Here is a 22,577-nt window from a genome sequence, read left to right as displayed (position 1 = left end):
GATTTGGTGTGATTTATCTGGACTATGCCGCTTCCACACCTATGTGTGGCGAAGCTCTAAATATGTATAACGTATTAAATAAGGAAATGTTCGGAAATGCCAGCAGTCTCCATGATGCGGGCGGTCAAGCAGCCTATACGCTAGATTACAGCAGGCAACGAATAGCAAATATGATTGGCGGGCAAAAGGAAGGCATCTATTTTACAACAGGGGGAACAGAATCCAATATGTTGGTTGTGCAATCGATCCTGAACGGGTTGCCGCAGCATAAAAAGCATTGGATCATGAGCGCTTTGGAACACCACTCGATGTACAACCTCGCTACTTTGCTGGAACGTCAGGGCTATGAACTGACCATTGTGCAACCGGATCGGGAAGGACGGATGACTCGCGAAACTCTTTTACCTCACCTGAGAGAAGACACCGGACTTGTCTCCGTACAACACGCTAATTCGGAAACGGGACTGGTTCAGGACCTTGCTGCCTTATCTCCCCTGCTACGCGAACGGGGTATTTTGCTGCACAGTGATGCGGTACAGACATTTGGGAATATTCGCGTAGATGTAGAATCCATGGGAGTAGATGCACTCTCTGTATCAAGCCATAAAGTGTATGGCCCCAAAGGTGTCGGTGCTGCATATCTCAAACCCGGAACCCCGTGGCGTCCCGTGTACCCTGATACACTACATGAAAACGGATTTCGTCCTGGAACGGTTAATGTTCCCGGGATTGCAGCCTTTGTCGCGGCGGCAGAAATGATGACCGAACAGATGGAGTCGCATCAGGAGCGATATACTACCCTGAGAAGACACTTTATTACGAAAATCCAGGAAAGATCCATTCCGTTACGTTGGGCCGTACAGGAAAGCGAGAATAAAGCAGTGCTTCATCATATAGTAGGATGTTTTTTTCACGGTTACGAGGGACAATATGTTATGCTGGAATGTAATCGCAAAGGTGTCTGTATATCAACTGGAAGCGCATGTGCTGCCGGACACCACGATCCTTCGCCTGCTTTACAGGCGCTTGGAGCATCCGGCCGTGAAGCGTTACAATTTATCCGTGTTTCTTTCGGAAGAACGACCACCATCGAGGAATTGAATGTATTGGTAGATATTTTGACAGACCTGACGCATCGAAAAGAAAGGAGCTTATCCCGTTGACTGAATCTTTAAAACGGTCAGGTACGGATCGTCGCGAACAGCTACTGTTGTGGCTCAAGAGCGAATCACCACTGACCGGGAGCGAACTGGCGCGCAGATCCTCCGTCTCCCGACAAGTAATTGTACAGGATATTTCCCTGTTAAAAGCAAGCCAAGAGCCTATCCTTGCAACAAGTCAAGGATACATTTATATGGAGCCTGCGAGTCAGGCAACTCCTTTAGCCTCACGTATTATTGTGTGTAAACATCGACCTGAACAGACAGAAGAGGAACTAAAGCTGATTGTGGACTACGGTGTAAGTGTGCAGGATGTTATTGTTGAGCATCCGGTATACGGAGATCTGACTGCTCCGATACGGGTTGGAACTCGCAAGGAAGTGGACGATTTTATCCGTAAAATCAGCTCCACCCAGGCCACTTATTTGTCCCAGCTGACGGGAGGCATCCACCTGCACACCTTGAATGCCTCGGACGAAGATAAAATTAATGATGCCTGCGCTGCATTGGAGCAAGCAGGCTTCCTAATGACGGACTAACTTAGTGCGCTAGCGGAGTAAAGAAAATCCTGTCCAGTATGTGGAGTGCAACTGTGCTCCACATGGACGGTATTGTAGGCAGCGAGAAATAAAAAATCCCGGCCCCCTCATATAAGGGAATCGGGAATGAACTATGTGAGCTTAATTTCAAGCAGCTCATATTTAATTACAGCCATGGGTGCATCCACATGAATGATACTGCCCACTTCTTTTCCCAAAAGTGCCTTGCCTAAAGGACTTTCATAGGAAATTTTGTTATCAAGAACATCCGCCTCAGCAGGACTTACAATTTTGTATTCCATCTTCTCTGAAAATTCGATGTCATTCAGAATGACAGTCGATCCGATACTAACGGTTCTAAGGTCTAAATTACTCTCATCCACGACCCGGGCTTTGGTCAGCATCTTCTCCAATATGAGAATACGGGTTTCCATAAACGCTTGGTCGTCCTTGGCTGAGTGATACTCACTATTTTCTTTCAAATCGCCGTAGCTGATAGCCAACTTAAGGCGTTCGGCTAGCTCCTTGCGTTTTACGGTCTTCAGTTCCTTAAGCTCATCCTCCAGCTTGGCCAATCCCTCTTTAGTTAACAATACTTCTTCATTCGACATATTTTATCTACAACTCCTATTTCAGCATTTTGCTTAAGTCCAATTCAACGCTCAAAAATACAATAAACGAACTAAACCGTTTCAGTCTAAACATTGCTGATTGAAAACGCTCCTGGGATTTATGCAAATGCTCATTTGGCTTGCTTTATTGTAGTTTACTCTAAATCGGACCAACATGCGAAATAAATTACTGGATAACAGTAGCCAACTGCCTTCAGCCAGAGTGATTCTTATAGTAACCAATGCTCTCTTATTCGCATATCGTATGATCATAACGTATATTGATGAGCACATGGAGTGCCGCTGTCCTTGTCTCGAATTTTGTGAAAACCAGGCAGGAGCAGTATATGGCGGGAGGAAGATTCAATGGCTTCCTTAGGAAAGAATGGTAATGGGAACGGGAATCGTAAATCCAAATCCCCCCTCAACGGTCAAAAGAAAAATGGATTAAACAGTAATTCGGCTATCTTTTCTGCGCTTCAAGGAAAAAATGTGGAGGTCCTCGTGGCAGCCCTCCTACTAACAGGAAAACTAAACGTCGATTCCGTGACTTTATACAGACAAGCAACATTGTTTTTAGGACTCACAGGAAAATACAAAACACTAGCATCCACTCCATCCAATGTCGATAATATGGTGAAATTTTTAAATGATAACGGGAATATGACACTGGACCAGGTGATACAAGCCTTTTCACAGAAAATAAATAATTAACAAGTGGCGAAAGGAGACTTATGCGGTGAGTGAGTTTGATGGAGAATATTTTGCAGAGGTTGTCATTATTGTGATTCTAGTTGCCATGTTCTTCTATGGCTCCTCAGATATAGATGGACTTTCCGCTTCGCCAACCCAATCCTAAAATGATAATTCCCGCTTCGAAAAAAATAAAAAAACATCTATAGACTCTCACGAGGTCAATAGATGCTCTTACTTTTTAACGGCCCATCATTCCTACTTAATGGCCCTTTACTTCTACACTTATCGTTTGACTAGAAACTTTTCCTGAAGCATTGACTAACTCGGCCCGATACTCATATGTACCCGGCTTTTGATTTTGGATGTTGGTGACTGCACTTTGGGCCTGCGGGCTTTGGCTTGGAAAATCCTGGGCATCGATCAGTTCTCCATTTTCATATAAGTTGTATTTTGTCGCATTCGTGCCCCACCACATGTTCATTGTAAGGGTGTAGGTGCCGTCACCGTCCCAATTGTCATGAGACAGCACTGGAATGCCAGGGGAAGCATCGGTCACTTCGACAGTTAACGGATCGCTGGTCGTTTTACCAGAAGCGTTGATCAGTTCTGCAGTATACGTGTAGATACCATTGGTCTTGCCTGTAACAGGAATGACTGCATGCTGTGCTCCAGGGGAAGCGGCTTGCAACGATTGGGTGCCAATCAGCTTGTCGTTTTCGTACAACTTGAGTTCATCACCATTCGTACCCCACCACAGATTCATGGTGATGTTGTAGTTGCCATCCTTCAGCCCGGTGTCCTGCCCGTTATCATGCGACAGCACAGGCTTACCCGGCACTTCACCTACAGCAGTCTTTTCGACTCTAACGGTTACAGGATTGGATACGACCGTTTTACCGTCCAAGGTGACGCTGGCTGTAATCTCCGCGCTCCCCTCTTTTAGGGCCTTAAGTTCTCCATACGTATCCAGCGAAACGGATTCATGACTGCTGATATACTGAACAGAAGCGGGGCTTAAATCAGCTTCGCTGCCATCTGTCAGCGTACCCTTGAGATGTGTCGCTGCCGTATCCCCAATGTTGAGGGTCGTTTGATCCATTGAAAGCTCTACTTCCTGCAAAGCTGCGCCTGCCTGAGCTGAAAAATCATCCAGTCCACGCGGTTTTAACTGATAAATCCCTTTGAAAATCGCCGAAATTCCCTTTAGCTTCACTTGCTGTCCTTCTTGATATGGAAAAGATGTTCGAGTTAAGCCTGTCCGTGCATCGACGCGCACATGGTGACTTACTTCACCAGATACTGCATCAAATTCAAACGAACCTACGGGAGTGGCGTCTATCACATTACGAATCATTGCCGTAGGAAGCTCAACCAACTGCCCTTGGTTCGCATCACTGAGTTCGGTGACTTGTACAGCTTCCGGAAGTTGTCCTTCTCCCGTTTTTTCAATTGCCACTGGATCGGTTAACTCTAGCTCACTATTATACAGTGCCAAGCTTGCTGTAAGCTTTACTCGATCCCCTTGGTGAAAGCCGCTTTGGTTCTGATATACATAAATACCGCCACTTTCATCCTGCATGTAAAAGGCTTGACCACCGAATGCACCTGGTTCTGTCGTCACAACACCCTCTAAGGTCACGACTTTGCCAGCCGGGAGATTCCGTGCTTCTGCGACACTGATACGAGCTGGAACCGTATTGCCTTCCTCAGGCAACGGCTGGGCCGGGACATCAGCCAGCACGACGGATTGGGTCAGCAGATTGCTGCCGTTTTGCCTCAGTCTAAGATTAGCTGAACCACTGGTTCCCGGCTTGATCCGCACCGTCAAGTCCTTATAGGCATGGCCTTTGCCGTTGGACTCCAGGCTAAATGTTCCGCTATAGCCGTAAGAGGTTGGCCAGCTTCCATCCGGATTTTGAATTTGAGCTACTTGATTGCCGCCTGCAACATAAATACCTGTGCTGAATCCGCTAATCGTGCTGTTAGGAGCCAGTTGGTCGGCAGTAACCCGAATTTGAAAAGGCTGTGCATTGGGCAGCTGCTCTTGACGAACGATGCTGTACACTGGTTGCGCACTGGCTGTAGATCCGCCATAGGACCCTGCTTTGAATGTTCGCTGATCCCACCATTTGTAGCCGGCTGCGGGAGCGGACCAAGGCTCGGCTTGTGGTTCCGTGGAAGTCTGCGGCTCTTCAAAAGGCAGTAATGCCGTCGGCTGGTCCAGCTGTAAGCTTTTCACTTCCGTCAGGCTGGTATACTCCTCCTTCTTGGACAACCAGTCTACGATATTAACCAATAACACAGCGTCATCCTGCTCCTTAAAGCCGTCATACGTTGTCTTCTTGGTTCCTGTCTCTTCGCGCAAATATTTTGGCGTTGCATCTTCGACAGGAGACGAGTCCCCAATGAAAGCAGCTTTGCCTTGCCCTAATTTCGATACAGCTGCATAAGGTCCTTCCGGAATGCCGCCTCCGTTATAAACGCCCTGATCTACCGCGTTGCCCCAAGCCTGATTGGTTTTAGGAAGATATACGATTCCCTTGGCTTTCGCTGGGTCGATAATCGCGAGTGTTGATCCTGCATGCATTGCCACATTGCTCACTCCAGCTGTAATGCCGAACGCCTGCGCTGGCTCGACAATCTGATTGGCCGTGATATCGCCTAATGCATTGTAGCGAAAGCGCACACCAAACTGGCTGCCCAGCCAATCTGAGCTGACTACGCCCTGCATTGCTGCCGAGCTTTTTTCTTCCGCACTCATTCCCTTCGCAGGGTCTTCCCATGCACCACGACGATAGCCATTAATGCTCTCCGATCCGTCCCAGCGATTCTTGTTGCGGTCCGCGTTATAATGATCTCCAATGAAAAAAATACTATTGCCTGCTTTTACATACTGCTCCATTGCAGCCTGTTCGCTCTGTTTAAAAGGAATATTCGGCTCTGCCGTAACAAATACATCATAATTTTTTAGATCATTGTAAGTAATAGGCGTAGATTGGCGAAGCTCGTGTACATCATAGCCATTACTCGCGAGGGCTTGGCCGAAGTCTGAAAATCCACCATCAATCACCCAATCTGCTGCGCCAGCTGTCTGTCCATGTGTATTATCAAACAGCACTTTTTTACCAGCGTTCTCATTGACCACTTTCGCTGCAATGAAGGGGGCTGGGTCCGCCGGACCTTCTGCCCGTGCCGGTTGCATGCTGCCCGCAACACCAGCGTACAACGATAAAGTGAAAACCATAGCAGTTGCGTATTTGAAGCTACGGGATGTAAAACGACGAAAGATTCCCATTCTTTTCCTCCTGTTTGTTGGTTTAAAGCCCTTCTGGGGGGCATCAGATACAAATTTTAGCATTCATTTATGTTCGAATATGCATTGTTTTGTAAATCTTTAGGAATAATGAATAGGAAGGAAATTCCAATAAAAAAGATACACCGTATGCAGCAATGTGAGTACCGCAAATAGGACTTTCCCGGCAGCCCGGGTTCTTCTTTCCCCTGTAATCAGCTTTGCGCCATTCACGATTAATACCCACACGGCAATGAGTGCTGAAATGAGTGGCAGCGTGCAAATTCCCCAGATATACCACGCGGAATAGCCATACACGATCTGATTGTTACCATAGATGACCTGCACCCCGAGAAAAATCGTATTTAGTGACGCAATGAATGCAAGGTTGGACGAAATGTGACTATTCGTTTTACGGATATCTCTGATCACATATCTTACGATCCAAATCAGCAAGGTCGTGATGAAAAATAAGGAGGCGGCAGCGTAGCTGACAAGCAGAGTCCAGGTACGGTGCCAAAGTGTCGTCTGCTTCATGGTCTTACTATCCGGGGCAACCATCATCCACGTACCGTTTTCCTGATACAGCAAAATTTTAAGCTGGCCCCCCTTTTCCACAAACAATCCATCGCCTGCTGCTTGAAAAACTTTGTCTGTTGCTTCATTCTCATTTGGGTATTTCCCTTTAACAATTAACGTATGATCATCTTGAATTCGCACGGTGTATGTAATGTTTCCCAGTATCCGAATCCATTTTCCCCACCCATGAACAGGATTAGAATCCACCTGATATACGCCCTCAATCTCTGGCGAAAGCTTCACTTGGGTGGAAGAACGAGCTAGTGACTGCGAAACGGCCTGCGGCTCTGAGGGCAGCATTTGGGCTATCGCATGGATAACTTTTCCATGAAGCAGGGTGTCCGTGTCAGCTGAATTAATGATCACAAAAATACCGATCTTTTGCGACGGAATCAGTACCATTTCCGAAATAAAATCATCAATTTCCCCGGTAGCCCACAGCATAGGTACTCCCGTCTCCAAATGACCACGGAAAAATCCGTAGCCTACGCCATCCAGGCGTGCATCGACTGCAAATTGCTGCGCATGCATCACTTTTACCGTATGTGGCTGGAGCACCACTTTGCCCTCATACTTGCCCTGGTTTAAATGAGTGATCAGATAATGGGAAAACTCGTTGGGTGTGACGTTCAACGCTCCTGCTCCCGGCAGATTGATATATGACAAAGGTTGTTTCAAATACCCTCCATCCTTCCACTGATACGATTGGGCCAGTGCCGGATGATTTAACGGCAATTCCAGCGTCGCGCTGGGCATATTCATCGGCTGGAACAGATGTGTACGGAGGTAATCGTTCAGTCTCTGACCGCTTACTTGCTCCACGATATTACCGATCAGACCGTAGGCGACATTGCTGTAATCATACTGAATTCCAGGTTTGCGGATGGGAGGCTGATTTTGAAAATACGTGCTGAGATACTGCTCTGTGGGCAAAACGTCTGCCCGTGTCGAGCTGTTAATGTCGTACAGCGCTTCATCCAATCCTGAGGTATGTGTCAAAAGCTGATGCAAATTGAAAGGCTGATTTTGGTATTGCGTAGTTTTATAGCTGTGGAGATAGCTGTTCACGTCTTCATTCAAATCAAGCTTGTTTTGCTCAACCAGCTGCATCGTGGCGCTTGCACTAAATGATTTGGTTAGAGAGCCGACACGAACAATGGTCTTCGCTGGATCGAATGCCACTTTCCGCTCCAGATTTGCATATCCATAGCCTTTACTAAAAAGGATTTGGTTTTCTTGGGTCACGACGACCGCAGCCCCCGGAATATGCAATTTTTCCAATTCTGTACCCATGATATCGTCCACTGTTTTTTCCAATGAATCAGGTGTTATGCTGTCTGTTGCCCATGCCGAAGCAATGAGCAGGTTCCAGAGAAACAACGCTGCTAAAAATGCGGATAGGTAGCAAATGCCTTTATTCTTCATATGAAGTACCATCCTTACGTATGAAGTTGATTTAATGATTTGAACCGTGCGGTGATTGCATAGCGAGCAGATATTTATACTCCGTATGGAAGCCATCAGCATGGCGCTATGGAATCATCGCACTTCCCATCGCGGGAGTGCACATGATAAAGCGAATCCTGATCGAATCGTGTAAGCAGAAGGCTTCTTACCTGTCGATCAGGATTCATGTGTTACAGATTAAAAATTAGTGATTCCGTTCGTTACATCACCGACCATAGATTTTCAAGATTTATGTTGTGCCAAATCTTGTGTCATGTCTTTGTCCGTGTTCCGAGTTATCTTTTGTATTGTGGCACGGATACTTTTTACATTTTCCTCGATAAATCCGGGTTCCAATAGTTCATAATGATTACCAATCAAGCTATGCTCTTCATAGCTACCTTGTGTAGCGTCTTTCCATAAAAGTCGATTATCTCCTGTACCCCTCACCGTTTCCGATCCAACGGCGACAAAGCCGTGAATATTCGCCTGAACGCTCTCTGTATTCACAAGCTGGTTGCCATACACCGCGTAAGCGATCATTTTACGTTGGTACGTTTCATTCAACAGCTCACGGTAGGAGTCGGGAACCTGTTCCAGCATGTCATGAATTTCATGCTCTGTTTCTTCAGCTGTGAAGGGCAGGGCTTCCGCCCTTTTGACCGAATCGAGCATAAAAATATCGGATACAGCATGGCCTTGACGTTCCAGTATGTCAGCAACCTTATGCGCCAGATTACCACCTATGGAATAACCAAGCAGCACATACGGACCTTGCGCTTGCGTGCTGACGATCAAATCAACGTAACGTGCCAGCATGGCCTGCTCATCCGCAGCATCATCCACGAACTCCAATCCATACACGACTGCGTCCTGATCCAGTTGTTTCGCCAGCTCCGCGAACGACAGCCCGTATCCAAGCATAGGAGGAAAGCAGAAGATGGAGATCGGACCGTGTTCATTCAACCGAATGATTGGACTATCGGCCTTGTATTCCAGATCGGCTTTCAATAATGTGAGCGCCTGCTCTTCTATAGTCGGGAAGTCCATTACACTACGGATGGGAAGCTCAATGTCTGTGGCAAGGTGAACTTTGCGTATAAGCTCTAGTACTTTCAAGGAATGTCCACCCAACGTGAAAAAGTCATCATGGATACCCACTTGTGGAATTTCAAGCACTTCCTGCCAAATGGATGCCAGCAACTGCTCCACATCGGTTCGCGGTGCGACATATTCTATACCCGTGTGCAGCCCTTTGTCCGGCACAGGTAAAGCTTTGCGGTCGATTTTGCCGTTTGTCGTCAGCGGAAACCGATCCAGCTGTACAAATGCGGATGGAATCATATAGCTCGGCAGACTGGCCGACATCGCAGCTCGAATCTCACGGATGGTCAGCTGTTCATCAGCAGTAAAGTAAGCACATAATTGCTGCTGACCTGCTCCATCCCGCAAAGCAATAACCACGCTATCCCGCACGGACGGTACACTTGCCAGCCGCGCCTCCACCTCACCCAGCTCAATCCGGTAACCGCGAATTTTAACCTGTTGATCAATCCGTCCAGCGTATTCCAGTATGCCGTCTTCACGCCAGCGAACAAGGTCTCCCGTGCAGTACAGGCGATCTCCGTCCCTCCACGGGTTAGTAAGAAATCTCTCAGCCGTCAGCTCAGGACGATTTAGATAACCACGTGCAACTCCGTCTCCGCCGACGACCAGCTCACCCCAAGCTCCGACCGGTTGCAGGTTAAATGATGAATCTACAACATACGCCGTCGAATTGCAGATGGGCCGTCCGATCGGCACAGAATCCAGCTGTTCTTCCGTAATGTGATACGTCGTCGAAAAGGTTGTGTTTTCCGTTGGCCCATAGCCGTTAATGATGTTCATGTCCGGATTATCGCGCAGGACCCGGTTAATATGGGGTGCAGACAAAACATCACCACCAACCAACAAATACTTCACATCGCCGAAAAGTTTACTATCCTGCTGTGAAAGCTGATTAAACAACGGTGTGGTCAGCCACATCATGGTGACGCGATGATCCCGTATCGTCTCTTTAAGCTTGGCCGCGTCCAATAGATCATCCTTATGCACAAGAACAAGCTGACCACCATTCAGTAGCGCACCCCAAATTTCAAACGTAGATACATCAAATACAAACGCGCAAGTCTGCAGCATTCGGGTCGATTCATCAAATGGCACATAATCCGTATTGCGGACAAGGCGCACGACACTTTGATGCTCAACTACGACACCCTTAGGCTTACCTGTTGAACCTGAGGTATAAATGACATAAGCAGCATGATTACCCGCTCCATCTATACCCAGATTGGAAGCATCTGCACTGTAGGACGTATCCTCATTCAGATTGACAATCTGTCCGTCGAAATAGCAACGATCCAGTAAATCCTGCTGAGCCAGCAGCAGCTTAGCTCCCGAGTCCTCCAGCATATAACGGATACGGTCCTCCGGATATTGAGGGTCTACCGGCACATACGCGCCTCCAGCCTTCAAAATAGCGAGTGTTCCCGTAATCATGTCCAGTGAGCGCTCCGTCAAAATGCCAACAGGTTCATCGGATTTCACCCCTGCATCACGTAGCGTATGCGCTAAACGGTTGGCTGTCTCATTGAGTTCCCGATAGGTCAATGATTGATGACCCAAAGCTACAGCAATATGATCCGGCGTGCGCTGTGCCTGCTCCTCAAACAGTTTTTGGATCGTGTGATTGCTTGGATATGCAGAGACAGTGTCATTAAACTCTCCTGTAATTTGTTGTTTTTCCGCCGCTGTAACCAGTTCCAGCTCTTCTACGCAAACATTCGGGTTAAGCAAAACTTGCTCCAACAGATTCACAAAATGCCCATGCAGACGCTTAATGCCTGTTTGATCATAACTTAACGCATTATACATAAAACGAATCTTGATGCATTCTCCCGGCATAACGACTAAGCTCAGATCATAGTTAGTCTGCTCTGCAGCCACCACGTTGGAAATCGGGAAAGTATCCTGCCCGTCACTTCCCAGTTCTTCGACCTGCTCATCTACCGGATAATTTTCAAACACCATAATATGGTTAATTAAATCCTGTTTCTGGTCGGTCAATGCCTGAATCTCAAACAGTGGATACGTATCATACGCATGAGAAGCCAGCGCCTGCTCCTGTGTTTTCTTCATAACTTCTGCAAAAGATTCCCCTGCCTCACTAAGAATGCGAACTGGAATGGTATTAATGAACAAGCCGATAATATCCTCTACCCCGATAATATCCGATGGACGGCCTGAGACGACACTACCAAATACGACATCACTGTGGTTGTTATATTTTTGCAGCACGATCCCCCAGACGGTTTGTAATAACGTATTCATGGTCACCTGATATCGCTTAGCCGTCTCCTCCACCCGGAGGGTCAACTCACGTTCCAAAACCGTCACCCAATCACTAGCCGTGTTGCCTCCACTCTTGCGACCGGATTTTACAGCTGGTAATGCTGTTTGCTGCTCATATCCGGATAAATAGCTGCTCCAGTAGTCGGTTGCCGCCTTGGCATCCTGTGCTTCCAGCCATTCAATAAAGCGGCTGTACGGCACTGCCGGTGCCAGCTCTGGTACTCTGCCCTCCTGAAGTGCTGCATAGCTTTCAAACACTTCTTTATTTATAAGGGACAGGCACCAGCCGTCCATGACGATATGATGGAAGCTCCATACAAAATGATAGCTGTCTTCTCCGGTACGTAAAATCGCTACACGCAGCAGGACATCCCGACGCAGATCAAAGCCCCGTGCTTTATCTTGTAGCTTGAAATTTTTCACCCTGGTATCTATTTCTTCCTCATCCAGATGGTGTAAATCTTCATATTGAAAGCCGCAATCCCGATTTCGATACACCACCTGCAACGGTTCCGTATCTCTGCCAAAATAAAAATGTGTACGCAGCGCCTCATGTCGCCGAACCAGAATATTCAGGCTTTCTGCAAAAGCCCGAATGTCCATCTGACCTCGCATATCATAAGAAACCTGCTCAAAATATGCGTCATTCGCAGCTGCTTGACTATCTAGCTGGCTGTGAAACAGCATCCCTTTCTGCATGGGGGTCAGTGCATATACATTGTCGATCTCACCTGCAGCACCCATTTCAGATAAGAGGCTGTTCAAGCCCTCCACACTCATTCCTTTATAAGAAATATCACTTGGGGTAAGCTCCGGGAGTTCTTTATGGATGCAATGCGCCAAAATTTCACGCAGGCTCGATTCCAGGAATTTCGCCAATCGCTCGATGGTCTCCGGTCTATAGCTGGTACGACTATAGCTAATCGTCAGACCCAGTTGGCCTCCCGAAATAATGCCGCCAAAATCCAGCGTATACGTTCGAGCCATGGTCGGGCTCAGCGGCATCCCACCCTCATATGAGGATGATTGCAAGTCGTTCCCTTTCATATCCTGATCGAACTGTCCCAAATAGTTAAAGCTGATTTCGGGATCTGTCGTAAATATGGCTGGAGATGCCTCCGGTGCCTGTGTCTGACGGTCGGATAAATATTTCAGTACACCGTAGCCAATCCCTTTTTGCGGAATGCCGCGCAGTCCTTCCTTCACACGCTTAATCCGTTGAGAAAGTGCCAGTTCTTCCGGCATATCGAGCAAAACAGGATATTGGCTTGTAAACCACCCTATCGTTCGAGTAATGTCCACCTCTGGTAAAATGGCTTCACGTCCATGTCCCTCTAGATTTATCAGGAAACGATCATTTCCACTCCATGCTTGCAATGCCATTCCTACCGCCGTCAACAACAGGTCATTAATTTCTGTACGGTAGGCACGATTGGCCTGCTTGAGCAACTGCTCTGTCTCTGCATGTGTCCACAAAGCAGTAACCGACTCACTATCGCCAATCGATGGCTTTTCGTGCTCGTTATGCCCATAATCCTGCGGCAAAGAAGCCAGTTCCGCTTGTGCAAGTTTCCCCCAATACGCTCGCTCATGTTCCATAGCTGGACTGTTGGCATAAGCGTGCAGCTGCTCGGCCCATGTTTGGAACGAATCTGTTTTATGAGGCAGCTGAATCACCTGTTCACCCTTGGAGGCTTGATCATAAGCAGTCGCCAAATCCTCGAATAAAATGCGCCAGGATACCCCGTCCACCGCCAAATGATGAATCACGATCAGCAGATGATCTCCATCCGGGCAACGGAACAGCCCCAGTCTCATCAGCGGACCTTCGCTTAGGGAAATACCAGATTGAATTTCATTGCATTTCGCTTCAATTATCTTCGCCAAATCTTGCTTGTTTACATCGCTGTCATTATAGTCAAAGCATTCCAGATGGTACGGTTCGCCTTCCTCTACACTGCGGTTCCATGCTGTACATCCGTTCTCCGACAAACTAAAAACCATACGCAATGCATCATGGTGCGAAGTAATCTGATGGAGCGCCCGCCGTAGTGCCTGTTCGTCATAGCCTTCCTGACGATAGAGCATGACAGATTGGTTAAAATAGTGTGGTTCTTCCGTTGGCTGTTCAAAAAACCAGCGCTGAATCGGTGTAAGCACTACATTTCCTGTAACCTCGCCCTGCTCGGCTATTCGGTTAACAGGCTGAATATGTGTGCTTAGTCCCGCAATTGTCGGGTATTTGAACAAATCCTTCATTTCCAGCTTGTATCCAGCCTGAAACAAGCGGGACGATACTTGGATGGCCTTGATGGAGTCACCACCCAAATGGAAAAAGTTATCCTGTATTCCGACTTTCGGGATACCAAGAATGGCTCCCCAAGCCGTAGCCAGTGCCTGTTGGACATCCGTCTCGGGTGCCACATAATCCATACCTGTATCGAGATTGTGCTCAGGTGCGGGCAGTGCCCTGCGGTCTACTTTGCCATTCAGCGTCAAAGGCAGTCTGGAGAGCTGCACAAAGTAAGACGGCACCATATAGCCAGGCAGATCCTGCGACAAAATGTTACGTAAGTCGCTGGCGCTCAATTCACTGTCTGTTGCAAAATAGGCACACAGCTGTTTTTGTCCGTGATCGTCCTGCCGCACGGTAACAACCGATTCCTTCACACCTGGAATCGTGGACAAACGGGTTTCAATTTCACCCAGTTCGATGCGGTAGCCGCGAATTTTGACCTGTTCATCCATTCTTCCCTTGTACTCCAGTACACCATCAGCACGCCAACGCACTAAATCCCCTGTACGATAGCAATATTCTCCAGACCGGAATGGACTTTCAATAAATTTTTCCGCCGTAAGCTCGGGCCGATTCAGATATCCTCGCCCAACACCGTCGCCACCGACGATCAGCTCTCCCCAGGCTCCGATAGGTTGCAGCTTCAACGAACGATTGACCACATAAGCGGTCGAGTGATCAATTGGACGTCCAATGGGAATAGCCTGGGTTTGCGGTTCTGTAATGTCATAGATGGTGGAAAAGGTGGTGTTCTCCGTCGGACCATAAATATTGGCCAGGCGAAGCTGCGGGTACTCCTTCAACACACGATTGACGTGTGGTACAGACAACACATCACCACCCACGAGCAACTCCTTCAGGGACGCAAACACTCCGATTTCTTGCTGCGAATACTGATTGAATAAAGCCGTGGTCATGAACATCGTATTAACACGATACTTGTCAATTGCCTGTTTGAGCTTGGAGGCATCGAGAATAGTGTCATGGCTTACCACATACAGTTGTCCCCCGTTCAGCAGCGTTCCCCAGATTTCAAATGTGGAGGCATCGAACACAACTGCGCCCAATTGCAGCATACGTGTATTTTCATCAAGCATGGCATAGCTTTTGTTTTTCACTAGGCGCACGACATTACGGTGCTCAATCATCACGCCCTTCGGCTTGCCTGTCGTACCAGAGGTGTAGATCACATACGCAAGATCGGAGGAAGATCCCCCTGTTGTAATCGCAATTGTTCCATCCGTCTGAGCGTCACATTCAGATTTGCTATCGCATCGCTGTTCATCACTCAAATCGATGACCGGAATGCCGGGTTCAAAAGGCATCTGCTCACGTCGCTGTAACAGTAACAGCCCCGCACTGGAATCCTCCAGTAAATAACGGATACGCTCCTCAGGATAATCGGGATCAATGGGAACGTAAGCCCCTCCGACCTTCAAAATCGCCAGCATACCGACGACCATTTCAATGGAGCGTTCAGCCATAATCCCTACTCGCTGTGTCTCTGGCTCGGACCCGCGCTGTATCCCATGGGAAGCGAGTATGCGTGCCAGACGGTCGGCACGTTCATTCAGCTCGCGGTAGGTAAGCTGCATGTCCGCAAAGGTGATGGCCAGCCGATCTGGTGATTGCGCTACCTGTTCCTCGAACAGCACATGCAGTGCTTGATCTCGTGGATACGGATAGTCTGCTACCGTATCATTGAATCTCTGCACAAGCAGCTCTTTTTCTTGGGCCGAAACCATTTCTATAGCCGAAAGAGCGATATCCGGCTGTTTTATAACCGCATTGATAAGCTGCTGCAAATGTTCAGTCAGTCGTTCAATGGTTTCCCGTTTGTACAGCCGAGTTCCATATTGAAGAGCACAGGAAATTTGTTCTCCATCCTCCACTGCGAACAGACTCAAATCAAATTTGGCCGTCGTTTGCTCACTTGGATAAGATGCCAATTGCAGCCCCGCCAGTTGCTGCTCTTTTTGCTCTATGTTTTGTAGTGCAAACATGGTATCAAATAACGGATTACGGCTTAAATCTCGATCTACGCCCAGCTTCTCCACCAGCTCTTCAAACGGATAATCCTGATGTTCAAAAGCCTTTAACGCGTTTTCCTTGACCTCCAACACATAATCGCGGAACGTTTTCCCGCCTTCTGGATAATTACGGATTGCCAGTGTATTCACGAACATCCCGATCAGACTGCCAAGATCCGCATGGGGCCGCCCTGCAATTGGCGAACCGACAATAATATCTTCCTGCCCGCTATAGTGGCTAAGCAAAGCCGAATAGGCAGCCAACAGCACCATATATAATGTCGATTCCGTCTGCACCGCAATGCTTTTTAAGCCTTCGCTTTGTCGTTGGTCAAGCGTAAATTCCAGCACATCTCCTTCAAAGCTTCTCACCGCTGGGCGTGGATAATCAGTCGGTAGATCAAGCACAGGTAGCTCTCCTGCGAAGGTATTGAGCCAGTAGTTTTCCTGTTCCCGGTAGCGTTCACTTTGCTGCTGCTTCTGTTGCCAAGCGGCGTAGTCTTTATACTGAATGCGTAGCGATGGCAGCGTGTCGCCTGCATATAAATGAATGAAGTCCTGAATTAGTACATTTATAGAGGTGCCGTCCGAAATGATATGATGCATGTCCATGAGCAAAATATGATGCTCTGGGTCTGTTTCAATCAAACCAACTCGGAATAACGGGGCCTGCCCCAGATCGAATGGTTTGACAAAGTTACGTACCAGCTCATCCGTTTCCTTTGGGGCAGCTCCGTGAGCATAGGTCAATTCCATGCAAAAAGGAACCTCGTCATGTACTCGCTGGACAGGTTCACCGTTCATGGTCTCAAAACTTGTGCGCAATGTTTCATGGCGGTCAATAAGCTGACGGAACGCGTTATCCAGTGCCTTGTGATCAAGTGAACCGGTCAGAGTCAGGGCACCAGGTATGTTATAGCTAATTCCCGCTCCATCAAGCTGATTGAGGATATACATCCGTTTCTGAGCTGAAGAAACCGCATAAAATGGCTTATTCTCCGTAACAGGGATGGATTCATAGGTGGTTTGCTCCAGTGCTTCAATAACCTGCGCCAGCTGTTCAATTGTCGGATGCTGGAACAGATCCTTTAGCTGCACATTTTTATGCAATTCCTTATAGATGAGTGATATGACATGTGTCGCCCGCAGGGAATGTCCTCCTGCCTCAAAAAAGTTATCCTTAATCCCAATGCGCTCAAGCTCCAGCACATCTTTCCAGATGCTAGCCAATTGTGCTTGTAATTGATTTTGAGGAGGTACATATTCTGCGCCTGAGCTTACACCTCCCTCTGGTTGTGGCAACGCTCGGCGATCCACCTTGCCATTGGGCGTCAGTGGCAATTGCTCCAGCTGCACAAAATACGACGGTACCATGTAGCCCGGTAGCTCCTGGCTCAAAGCACTACGCAGCTCACTTGTCGCTACTTCCGCATGGGTGACCACATATGCGCAGAGCAGCTTTTGCCCCTGCTCATCTTCATGTGCAATTACAACAGCTTCTCGGACTGCCTCCAGCTTCAACAGCTGTGCTTCCACCTCGCCCAGCTCAATCCGGTAGCCTCGAATTTTCACCTGCGCGTCGATTCGTCCCTTATATTCCAGCGTCCCGTCCGCATTCCAACGCACCAGGTCCCCTGTTCGATAGCAGCGTTCGCCGCCACGGAACGGACTGTCAATGAACTTTTCGGTCGTCAGTTCTGGGCGGTTGCGGTATCCGCGAGCCACCCCGTCACCACCGACGATCAGTTCTCCCCACGCGCCAACAGGCTGGAGCTGCATCGAACCGTCCACGACATATGCCGTCGAGTTATGGATCGGGCTACCAATGGGCACAGATGCCGATTGAACGCCGGTAATGGCATGTGTGGTGGAAAAGGTCGTATTTTCCGTCGGACCGTAGCCGTTAATGATATGTAGATTCGGATGGGCCTCCAATACCCGGTTAATATGCGGTACGGACAGCACATCACCACCAACCAATAGCTCCCGCATCCCCTCAAATAGTTCCAAGTCCTGCTGGGATACCTGATTAAAGAGTGGTGCGGTCAGCCACATCGTGGTAATGCCGTGATTGCGAACAACTTCCTTGAGCTTGGGCGCGTCCAAAATAACATCCTGACTCACCAGCACCAGCTGTCCACCGTTCAATAACGCACCCCAAATTTCGAAGGTGGACGCGTCAAAGACAACAGACCCGGTCTGCAAAATGCGCGTGTCGGCATTCAAGCGTGCATAATTTGTGTTTGTCACCAAACGCACGACATTACGGTGCTCCACCATAACCCCTTTGGGCTGGCCTGTAGTCCCTGAGGTGTACATAATATAGGCCAAGCGACCAGCTGCGCTCGCTTTCGGTTGTTCTTCAGCAGCATTAGCGTGCTGTATTTGTTTTGCTTGTTCTGATTGCGTAGCTTTGGGTTGCATGTTTTCTGGTTGTATGGTTGTCGTAGAAGCAAGTTCGGGACTGGCGGAAATGGAGTAGAACGGATCTAGGCAGTCCACGTATCCCGGATCAGTATTCGTTCCGTGATCATTCGGCAAAATGGGATCGTAACGATCAGCATCATCCGTTCCATAAATTACAGCATCGCTAAGGTCAAGCACCCTTCCCTTAAAATCAGTGGGCCGATGTTCCATTCGCTGCACGAGCAGTATGTCCGCACCGGAATCCTTCAACAAATAGCGTACACGCTCATCCGGGTAATCAGAATCAATGGGTACATATGCTCCACCTGCTTTGAGAATTCCGAGCATACCGACAATCATCTCAATCGAGCGTTCAGCTACAATGCCGACCGTCTGCTCGGTGCGGATTCCCTGCTTACGTAAAGAATGAGCCAGTCGGTTGGCCTTTTCATTCAATTCTGCATAGGTTAGGCTATCTTGCCCACACACTACCGCCACCTGCTGTGGTGTCTGCTTCACCTGTTTCTCGAACAATTCATGAATAGACGCATGACGTGGATAATCCACATTTGTATCGTTGAACGTATGGACCAGCTGCTCTACTTCTTGCTCTGACAGCACTTGTGCTGTGGAAATCGCCAACTCTGGCTGCTGCAAAACAATAGTGTACAGCCGCAGAAGCTGCTCAACAAAGTGCTCAATCGTCGTCTCGCTATAACGGTCGCTATTATACTTTACGTTCAGGGAGACCGCTTCATGTTCCCATTGAAACTGGAAATCTAGTTCAGATTGTAGGTGACTCAAAAAATCAGAAATATGAATGTTTTGCAAGGATACTGTGGTGTGAATAAGAGGCTTTCCATCCTCATTACGTTGAATGTCAAGTAATTCAGAATAGTTCCAAAAAGGAATGTTTTGATGTTCAATTGCTTCGCCGACAGAGGTTTTGATTTGAGACAGCAAGGCTTTGAAGGTTGTGCTGGAATCCAGCGTATTTTTCAATAAAAGCAGATGGTTGATCGGCTTTGTAGCACCGTTGCTAGACTTGGCTACCGGAATGCCCAGCAGCACGCGTTCCTCACATGTGTATTTATGCAATAAGCTCTCTACTCCAGCAAGCAGGACCATAAACACAGCCCATGGAGCGCCACCTGTTATAGATGATATTCTTTGGGAAATTTCAGTTGGAAATGTGAGCGTGTACGTATGGGAATTTAAACTCGTTACAGTTGTACTTCTGGACACATGGTTGGTGTATGGTAGGCAGATGATATGATCCTCAGATTCCAATTTATGACTCCAGTAATTTTTTTCCTTCTCAAATAAGGCTTTCAATGACATCCCTCCTGCTTCTCGGGGCCTGTTCCCCCGGTTGGATGGTGCGTTGTTACGTACATGAGCGTTGTGTCAGAAAAAGAATACTTTGCAGGCAAGGGCAGTCGGACAAGCCGCCGCCCTCTGCACACGCAAAGTGAATTCATTGCATTTAGAAAACGGATTTAGAAAACAAAGTCGATGGAATCCGGCGAGAAGCCTTCCGGTTGCTCGTCCGAGTTCACCTGAATATCGCTTAACAGCAAATCTGGATTGATCCCAACCTGGGACAGGATCGCTATCAAATCTCTGGTTAATCTCTCAATAGCGTCGGCTCCAAACAGCTTCGTGCAATATTCAAAGGAACCCTTGATTTCCCCGTCTTCATCACTCATAGACAAGGTCAAATCGAATTTGGAGATGCTGTGCTCCTGAACATATGGACTGAAGGACAGCGTTTCTAGCTTCGCTTCCTGTGACTCCGTATTTTGCAGTACAAACATAGTGTCAAATAATGGGTTACGGCTTGCATCCCGTGCTACATCCAGCTTTTCCACCAACTCTTCCAGTGGATAATCCTGATGCTCGAAGGCTTGCAGCGTACGATCTCTGGCTTCTAGCAAGTAGTTGTGGAACGTTTGGTTGCCCTTCGGCTGATGCCGGATGGCTAGCGTATTGACGAACATTCCGATCAGTGGCTCCAGCTCCGGCAACAAGCGGCCTGCTACCGGCGTACCGATGATCAAATCGTCCTGACCGCTGTATTTGGACAGCAGAACGGTGTAGGCGCTCAACAGCACCATGTACAGCGTGCTTCCGGTCTGTGCCGCAATTCGGTGCAGTTGCTCGGATACATTCGTGTCCACTGTAAATTCATACATCGCACCCTCGAAGCTGCGAACAGCAGGTCTAGGATAAGCAATTGGCAAATCCAGTACCGGTAATTCTCCGGCTAAATGCTCCAGCCAGAAGTGTTCCCGGCGTTGGTATGATTCACGCTGCATCTCCTGCTGCTGCCACACGGCGTAGTCTTTGTACTGAATTTGCAACGGCTCCAATTCCTGTCCCTCGTACAGTTGTACCAGCTCCTGCACGATATTGTTAGACGATACACCGTCTGAAATAATATGGTGCATGTCGTACATCAGGAGATGGCGCTCTGGTTCAGTTTGAATGAGACGGACACGCAGCAGTGGTGCCTGGCGAAGATCAAAGCTGCCTACAAAGGACTCGATATAGGCTTCGGCTTCGGACCCCCTGGCCTGCAGGCGCTCTACTGCAAACTCCACTTGATCGTAAACCCGCTGAACGACCTCGCCTTCCACCATTTCAAAGGAAGTCCGCAGCGTTTCATGGCGGGCTATTAACTGACGGAACGCATCTTCCAGCCGATCGGCCTGAAGCGGCCCCTCCACGGTTAATACACCCGGCATATTGTAGCTGAGATCCCCACCTTCCAGATGGCTCAAAATGTACAGTCGTTTTTGAGCCGAGGAAACCGGGTAGTACGCCTGTTGCGCCGCCGCAGGGATCACCGTATAGGTGTCTGTACCGTGCGTAGCTATGAGCTGGGCTTGCTGCTCAATCGTAAAGTGTTGGAACACCTCACGCAGCGTAATCCGGCTGTCCAGTTCCTGATGGATTTTGGCCACCAGCGTCGTTGCCCGCAGGGAGTGCCCACCCACGTCAAAGAATGAGTCGGTGACTCCTACGCTGGACAGTTTCAAGACATCCTGCCAGATTTGGGCTAGTTTAGCTTCCAGCGGCGTCCGCGGTGCAACGTACTCCAGGCCTCCTTCGAGACGTGCTTCTGGTGCCGGCAACGCCTTGCGGTCGATTTTCCCGTTCGGTGTCAGCGGGAAACGATCCAGTTGTACCACATACGTCGGGATCATGTAATCCGGCAGCTTCGGCTGCAGCGCATTGCGCAGCTCCGGCAAACTCAGGGACTCTGAAGCTATGATGTAGGCACACAGGTCCTTGTGTCCGTCTTCGTTTTCCCATGCTGTGACCACGGCTTTCTGAATGCCATCCACGGTCAGCAGCTGTGCTTCCACCTCGCCCAGCTCGATCCGGTAACCCCGGATTTTCACCTGGTGGTCGATCCGGCCCAAATACTCAATGCTGCCGTCTGGCAACCACCGGGCCAGATCGCCCGTCCGGTACATCCGGTTTGCGTGAGTGCTGTCCGCTTGATCGGCTGCTGCCGCATCTGCGAACGGATTTGGGACGAACTTCTCTGCCGTCAGCTCCGGCAGGTTCAGGTATCCTCGTCCGACACCTGCACCTCCGATATAAAGCTCACCTGCGATCCCGATCGGCACCAGCTGTTGCTGGCTGTTCAAGATGTACACGGACTGGTTCGCTATCGGCGTTCCGATGGATACCGTATGCTCCCCTTTTTCCAGCAGTGCGTTCAGGGACTCTACATCTTCAATCGTATAAGCAGTCGCATCTACCGTGGTTTCGGTCGGACCGTACACGTTGGTAATGACCGGACGATACCCGGACCACTTGTGCAGGAACACATTTACCAGCTGCACGGATAATGCTTCGCCACCGATCAGGTAATGCTTCACCTCCGGCGCTTCCGTCACATTGACGCTTTCGTTCAAAATATGCAGATGCGCAGGTGTGCCGTCCGACAGATCAATCCGGTGCGTGCGGTAGTAGGCGATCAAATGCTCTCCGCTCAGACTGACGTCACGGGACACCACGTGCAGGGTGTGGCCTAACAGCAGGCTGGCAAAGATTTGCTTCACTGAAGCGTCAAATACAAATGCCGACAGCCATGCGACATGAAGCGGCTGTTCATAAC

The 22,577-nt window shown here is 48.7% G+C and carries 8 protein-coding genes; 3 read left to right on the top strand and 5 right to left on the bottom strand.

The genetic code is table 11. The features are described 5' to 3' along the window. Positions 1-8 precede the first annotated feature (8 nt). The gene (locus ACL9RM_RS23800) at positions 9-1,163 is read left to right on the top strand and encodes an IscS subfamily cysteine desulfurase (RefSeq protein WP_250261466.1); all 1,155 of its coding nucleotides are present in this window, start codon (positions 9-11) and stop codon (positions 1,161-1,163) included. Further along, a complete protein-coding gene (locus ACL9RM_RS23795) occupies positions 1,160-1,699 on the top strand; it encodes a transcription repressor NadR (RefSeq protein WP_039274627.1) in 540 nt (179 codons plus the stop codon). Before ACL9RM_RS23800 ends, ACL9RM_RS23795 begins: the two co-directional genes overlap by 4 nt. 131 nt (positions 1,700-1,830) lie before the next feature. Here the strand turns inward: ACL9RM_RS23795 and greA are convergent, their stop codons facing one another. Beyond that, positions 1,831-2,310, bottom strand: a complete 480-nt coding sequence (gene greA, locus ACL9RM_RS23790) for a transcription elongation factor GreA (protein ID WP_013310174.1) — start codon at positions 2,308-2,310, stop codon at positions 1,831-1,833. Between the two features lie 366 nt (positions 2,311-2,676). Here greA and ACL9RM_RS23785 point away from each other — a divergent pair, with 366 nt between their 5' ends. Next, on the top strand, positions 2,677-3,024 hold the full coding sequence (locus ACL9RM_RS23785; protein WP_025721144.1) for a hypothetical protein: 348 nt from the start codon (positions 2,677-2,679) through the stop codon (positions 3,022-3,024). 241 nt (positions 3,025-3,265) lie between these two features. On the opposite strand, the gene ACL9RM_RS23780 is transcribed toward ACL9RM_RS23785, so the two are convergent. The 4 genes from ACL9RM_RS23780 to ACL9RM_RS23765 all read right to left on the bottom strand — a co-directional run. Continuing rightward, positions 3,266-6,301, bottom strand: a complete 3,036-nt coding sequence (locus tag ACL9RM_RS23780) for an endonuclease (RefSeq protein ID WP_250268212.1) — start codon at positions 6,299-6,301, stop codon at positions 3,266-3,268. A 99-nt stretch (positions 6,302-6,400) separates the two neighbouring features. Beyond that, entirely contained in the window at positions 6,401-8,302 is a 1,902-nt protein-coding gene (locus ACL9RM_RS23775; protein WP_250268211.1) for a serine hydrolase domain-containing protein, read from the bottom strand. Between the two features lie 264 nt (positions 8,303-8,566). Next, positions 8,567-19,780 carry a non-ribosomal peptide synthetase gene (locus tag ACL9RM_RS23770; protein ID WP_250268210.1) on the bottom strand — a complete coding sequence of 3,738 codons (11,214 nt, stop codon included), beginning with the start codon at positions 19,778-19,780 and terminating at the stop codon, positions 8,567-8,569. A gap of 164 nt (positions 19,781-19,944) precedes the next feature. Then, on the bottom strand, positions 19,945-22,577 hold a 2,633-nt coding region (locus ACL9RM_RS23765; RefSeq protein ID WP_414126584.1), incomplete at its 5' end, for a condensation domain-containing protein.

Origin of the sequence: Paenibacillus sp. S29, from assembly GCF_049319765.1 — a bacterium.
Classification (GTDB): Bacteria; Bacillota; Bacilli; order Paenibacillales; family Paenibacillaceae; genus Paenibacillus; species Paenibacillus polymyxa_B.
This window is presented reverse-complemented; position numbering and strand designations above follow the sequence as displayed.